This is a genomic window from Saccharomonospora saliphila YIM 90502 (assembly GCF_000383795.1).
Classification (GTDB): domain Bacteria; phylum Actinomycetota; class Actinomycetes; order Mycobacteriales; family Pseudonocardiaceae; genus Saccharomonospora; species Saccharomonospora saliphila.
Genome location: NZ_KB912656.1, coordinates 73,122 through 78,190, shown reverse-complemented (window position 1 = coordinate 78,190; position 5,069 = coordinate 73,122). Strand labels below are relative to the sequence as shown.

Genomic DNA, 5,069 nt, shown 5'->3' with positions numbered 1-5,069 from the left:
TGTCCTGGGTTCCCTCGGCAAGCGTGGCGCGTACTGCGGCGGCGATTCCGCCTGGCCGGGCGCGCAGCCGCGCGCGCATGAGGTCGAGGCCGGGAATCGAAAGCGCCCACACGACGTCGTTCTTCGACTCGAAGTACCGGAAGAACGTGCGCCTGCCGATGCCGGCGGCACGGGCGATGTCGTCGACCGTGGTCGCGTCGAACCCGTGGTCGGCGAACAGCGCGAAGGCCACCCGCTCCAGCTCCTCGCGGCTGGTCGCTCTGCGCCTGCCCGCCCGAGCGGGCGGTGCCTGCCCGATGTTCGCCATGACCCTTTCCCTGTGACACCCGGTGCCATTATTCTCGGCACGCACCTGGCCCGGCGCCCCCAGACCGGGCAGCTGCACCAGTACTACGCCCAGGCCGTGGTGCTGCTGGCCGCGCTCGCCGTCCTGCTGGTCCTCGTGTCGCTGATGGGGAGGTAGGCGTGCTCAGCATCATGGTGTTCCTGCCGCTGGCCGTGGCCGTGGGGCTGCTGGCCGTGCCCCGCGCCGGGGACACGGTCGTCCGGTGGGTGTGGGTGGGCGCCTGCGCGGTGGAAGTGGGTCTGGTCGCGCTGGTGTGGGCGCGTTACGAGCCGGGACCGAACGGCTTCGCCTTCGAGGCCGAGCGGCGTTGGATTCCCAGCGTCGACTCCGGCTACCACGTCGGCGTGGACGGGGTGAGCCTGCCGCTGGTGGCCATGACCACCGTGCTCTTTCTGGCCTGCGCGGTGTACTCGCTCCGCGACACCGACCGGGTGCGTGCCTACGCCGCGCTGTTCCTGTCGCTGGAGACGGTGTGCCTGGGACTGTTCGTCGCGCTGGATCTGATTCTGTTCTTCGTCTTCTTCGACCTGTCGATCGTGCTCATGTACTTCGTCATCAGCGGGTGGGGGCACCGGGGAGGGCCCCGCGCGGCCCTGACCTTCTTCCTCTACACCTTCCTGGGCTCGTTGGCGTTGTTGCTCGGCTTCCTCGGCCTGTACGTGGCCTCCGATCCGCACACCTTCGACCTGGTGCGCCTCGCCGAACAGAACCCCCTCGCGGACCGGCCCGCGTTCGGCGCGCTGGTGCTGCTGGCGCTGGTGCTGGGGCTGGCGGTCAAGACCCCGGTCGTGCCGGTCCACACCTGGCTTCCGCCCGCGCACACCGAAGCTCCCTCGGCCGGGTCGGCGATCCTCGCCGGTGTGTTGCTCAAACTGGGCACGTACGGGTTCGTCCGCATCGCCATGCCCGTCCTGCCCGGTGCGTGGCGGGACTACGCGCCGGTGATCGTGGCCGTCGGCGTGGTCAGCGTGCTCTACGGGGCGCTGGTCGCCCTGGGCCAGCGCGATTTCAAACGGATGATCGCCTACACCTCGGTCAACCACATGGGCTACGTCGTGCTCGCCGTGGGCGCCGCGGGCCTGCTGGCATCCGGCCAGGCACAGGCGCGCACGCTGGCCGTCACGGGGGCGGTGACCCAGATGGTGGCCCACGGCCTCATCACCGGCTCCCTGTTCCTGCTCTCCGGTGTCCTGTACGCGCGGGGCCGGACCTACTCGCTCGACGCCTACGGGGGTCTCGCGGCCCGCGCGCCGAGATTCGCAGGGCTGACCGCACTCGCGGCGTTCGCGTCCCTGGGACTGCCCGGATTCGCGGGGTTCATCGCCGAGTTCCAGATCGTCACCGGCTCCCTGGTCGCCGTGCCGGTGGCCGCCGTGCTGGCGGTGCTCGGCATCCTGCTCACGGCCGCGCTGTTCCTGCGCGCCTACCAGCGCGTCTTCCTGGGACCGCCGCGACCGTTCGACGGCGGGACACTCCGCGACCTCACGGCGGTCGAGGCCGCCTCGGTGGTGCCGTTGCTGGCGCTGGCCGTGGCGATCGGGCTGTTCCCCCGCGTGCTGCTCGACGTCATCGAACCCGCCGCCAGGGCGCTCGGCCCGGTGCTGAGCCGCTGACCGGGGCACGCCGATGTCGGAGGATCTGCTGCGCGCCCTTCCGGAACTGCTGCTCACCGGCGCCGCCGTGCTCGGCCTGCTGCTGGGCTCGTTCCTGCCCCGGACCCGCCAATGGCCGGTCCGCGCCCTCGCCGCGGTCACCTGCGTCGCCGCGCTCGCGGCCACGGCCGCCCGGTGGCCGCGTCCCGGCACGAGCGTGTTCGAGGGGACCTACTCGGTGGACGTGGCCACCGGCGCGGTCCGGGTCGTGGTGCTGGCCTCGGTGCTGCTCGTGCTGGCCCTGTCCGGGCCGTCGGTGCGGGGAACGCGCCGGGAGACCGAGTTCGTGGTCCTGACCCTGCTCGCCGCGCTCGGCGCGGTGCTGCTCGCCGGTGCCGACGACGTGCTCCTGCTGACCGCCGCGTACCTGCTGGCGAGCATTCCGCTCTACGCGCTGACGGGTCTGGCGGGGGATTCCTGGGGCACCGAGGCCACGATGAAGTACTACCTGCTGGGCGCACTCGTCGGCGTCACGATGCTCGTGGGGCTCACGATCCTGTTCGGCCTGGCCGGTGCCACCACCTACCCCGCGCTGGCCCGCGCGCTCCCCGGCGCGGCTCCCGCCGTGGTGGCCGTCGGCGCGACGCTGCTGCTGGCCGGGCCGCTGTTCAAGGCGGGAGCCGTGCCCGTGCACTTCTGGGTGCCGGACGTCACCGAAGGCACCCGCACACCGGTGGCCGCGTTGGTGACGACCGTGCCGAAGATCGGTGCCGTGGTGGCGGTCCACCGCGTCACCACCACCGCGCTCGACACGACCACTGTGGACTGGCGGCTGCTCGTGGCCGTGCTGGCCGCGCTGACCATGACGCTGGGCAACCTCGCGGCCTTCTTCCAGGACGACGCCCGGCGCCTGCTGGCCTACTCGACGGTGAGCCAGGTGGGATACCTGCTCATCGCGGTGGCCGCGGCGGGCCGCTCCGACCTGGCGGTGCCGGGCCTGCTGCTGTACCTGGCGGCCTACGCGATCACCAACCTCGGCGCGTTCGCGGTCGTGGCGGCCCTGCCCCGCCTGCGCGCGCTCACCGACTATCGCGGAGCGTTCCGGCGCCGTCCCGGGACGGCGCTCGCGCTGACGGTCTGCCTGCTCGGCCTGGTCGGTACCCCACCGACGGGGGTGTTCGCGGGCAAGCTCACCGTGTTCACGGCGGCGTTCGAGGCCGGGCTCGGCTGGCTGGTCGTGGTGGCGATCGTCAACACCGTCGCCAGCCTGTTCTACTACCTGCGCTGGATCGCACCCACCCTGCGCACCGACGGCGGTGCCCGGCCCGACGACGGGTTCTCCCTCGTTCCCGCGCGGACCGCCTTCACCGCCGCCGCGCTGTCGCTGGCGATCGGCCCGCTCGCCGGGCCGATCCTCGGGGCCGTCGGCCCGCTCGCCGGACCGGTCGTCGCCACCATCGGCACCGTCCTCGTGCCGACCTGACCTCGGCACCCGCTCTGCCGCCGAGCGGCGAACCCCGCCTTCGCCGCTCCCGCTCCGGTCCCGTCCGCCGTCAGAGCGCGGCGCCCCCGGCGCGCTTCCGGCGCGTGCCCCGGTGGTGGTGCGGGATGCCACGGGCGAGGTGGTCGGCGTAGTCGAGCGCCTCGTCGATCAGTGCGCTGAGGTGATCGCTGGTGATCCGGTAGTACATGCGGCGCCCGTCGCGCCGGGCCTCGACGAGCCCCGCGAGGCGGAGCCTGCCGAGGTGCTGCGACACCGATGAACGCGACGCGGGTACCTGCGCGGCCAGTGCGGTCACGTCCTGTTCGACGTCGAGCAGGCGGAGCAGGTGCAGCCGGGTGGGGTCGGCGAGGTGCCCCAGCACCTCGGCGGCCGCCGCGAACCGGGTGCCCTCCGCGGCCGCCGCGAACCGGGTGCCCTCGACGGCGCCGGGCTCCGGGTGAAATATGTCGTCATGCGCGCGCACGCTTGCATTATGGGCCGCGCGCCGCCAACCTGACAACCGTGAGTCGCCGACGAGAGGTGGTCGCGTAATGGCGGATCCCGGGCACGGCATCCCACCCGAGCGGGACGACGAGCACCGGCACGGCCACCGACACGGCCACGGGCACGGGCATGGGCACGGGCATGGGCACGGCGGGAGCTCGGTGTGGGCGCGGGTGCGCCACGCGCTCACACCGCACAGCCACGACAGCGCCGACCGCGTGGACGACGCGCTGGAGTCCAGCCGTGCCGGCCTGCGCACCCTGCTGTGGTCGTTCCTCGCGCTGCTGGCCACCGCCGTGGCGCAGGGGGTCGTCGTGGCGGTCACCGGGTCGGTCGCACTCCTCGGCGACACCGTGCACAACGTCGCCGACGCGCTCACCTCGATTCCGGTCGCCCTCGCGTTCCTGCTCGGCAGGCGGCGGGCCACCCGGCGCTACACCTACGGGCTCGGCAGAGCCGAGGACCTCGCCGGGCTCGTCGTGGTCCTGGTCATCGCCGGCTCGGCCGTCCTCGTCGGCTGGGAGTCGGTGCGCCGGTTCGTCGAGCCGCAGGCGGTCTCCCACGTCTGGGCGGTCGCGGCGGCCGGGGTGATCGGGTTCGCGGGCAACGAGCTCGTCGCCCGGTGGCGGATCCGCGTCGGCAGGCGGATCGGGTCCGCCGCGCTGGTCGCCGACGGCCTGCACGCCCGTACCGACGGCATCGCGTCCCTGGCCGTGGTCATCGGCGCCCTCGGAGTGGCAGTGGGCATCCCGTACGCCGACCCACTGGTCGGCCTGACCATGACCGCCGTGATCCTGGTCGTTCTGCGGGACGCGGCGACCGAGGTGTTCCGCAGGCTCATGGACGGGGTGGACCCGGCGCTGGTGGATCTCGTGGAACACACGGCAGGGACCGTGGAGGGCGTGCACGGCGTGGACGAGGTGCGCCTGCGCTGGACGGGGCACAACCTCCGCGCGGAGCTGGCCATCACGGTCGAGGCGCAGCAAACCGTGCGGGACGCGCACCTGCTCGCGCACCGGGTGGAACACGCGCTCCTCCACGCCGTCCCCCGCCTGGGCACGGCCGTGGTGCACACCCAGCCCACGGTCGGCGCCGACGGCGCGCACGCGCTCCTGGCGCACCACCGCTGACCCCGGCACACCGC

General features: G+C 73.2%; 6 protein-coding genes. 4 read left to right on the top strand and 2 right to left on the bottom strand.

Features of this window, described 5'->3' with window-relative positions:
* On the bottom strand, positions 1-307 hold a 307-nt coding region (locus SACSA_RS22235; protein ID WP_019815326.1), incomplete at its 3' end, for a TetR family transcriptional regulator.
* Between the two features lie 12 nt (positions 308-319).
* Here SACSA_RS22235 and SACSA_RS25200 point away from each other — a divergent pair.
* Genes SACSA_RS25200 through SACSA_RS0109330 form a run of 3 tightly spaced genes read left to right on the top strand, consistent with a single transcriptional unit; the run spans position 320 to position 3,421 of the window.
* On the top strand, positions 320-463 hold the full coding sequence (locus SACSA_RS25200) for a hypothetical protein (RefSeq protein WP_019815325.1): 144 nt from the start codon (positions 320-322) through the stop codon (positions 461-463).
* A 2-nt stretch (positions 464-465) separates the two neighbouring features.
* A complete protein-coding gene (locus tag SACSA_RS0109335; RefSeq protein ID WP_019815324.1) occupies positions 466-1,959 on the top strand; it encodes a complex I subunit 4 family protein in 1,494 nt (497 codons plus the stop codon).
* 13 nt (positions 1,960-1,972) lie between these two features.
* Entirely contained in the window at positions 1,973-3,421 is a 1,449-nt protein-coding gene (locus SACSA_RS0109330) for an NADH-quinone oxidoreductase subunit N (protein ID WP_019815323.1), read from the top strand.
* A gap of 70 nt (positions 3,422-3,491) precedes the next feature.
* Here the strand turns inward: SACSA_RS0109330 and SACSA_RS25960 are convergent, their stop codons facing one another.
* On the bottom strand, positions 3,492-3,905 hold the full coding sequence (locus tag SACSA_RS25960; protein ID WP_019815322.1) for an ArsR/SmtB family transcription factor: 414 nt from the start codon (positions 3,903-3,905) through the stop codon (positions 3,492-3,494).
* A 67-nt stretch (positions 3,906-3,972) separates the two neighbouring features.
* On the opposite strand from SACSA_RS25960, the gene SACSA_RS0109320 reads away from it, so the two are divergent.
* Entirely contained in the window at positions 3,973-5,055 is a 1,083-nt protein-coding gene (locus tag SACSA_RS0109320; protein WP_019815321.1) for a cation diffusion facilitator family transporter, read from the top strand.
* The last annotated feature ends 14 nt before the right edge of the window (positions 5,056-5,069 follow it).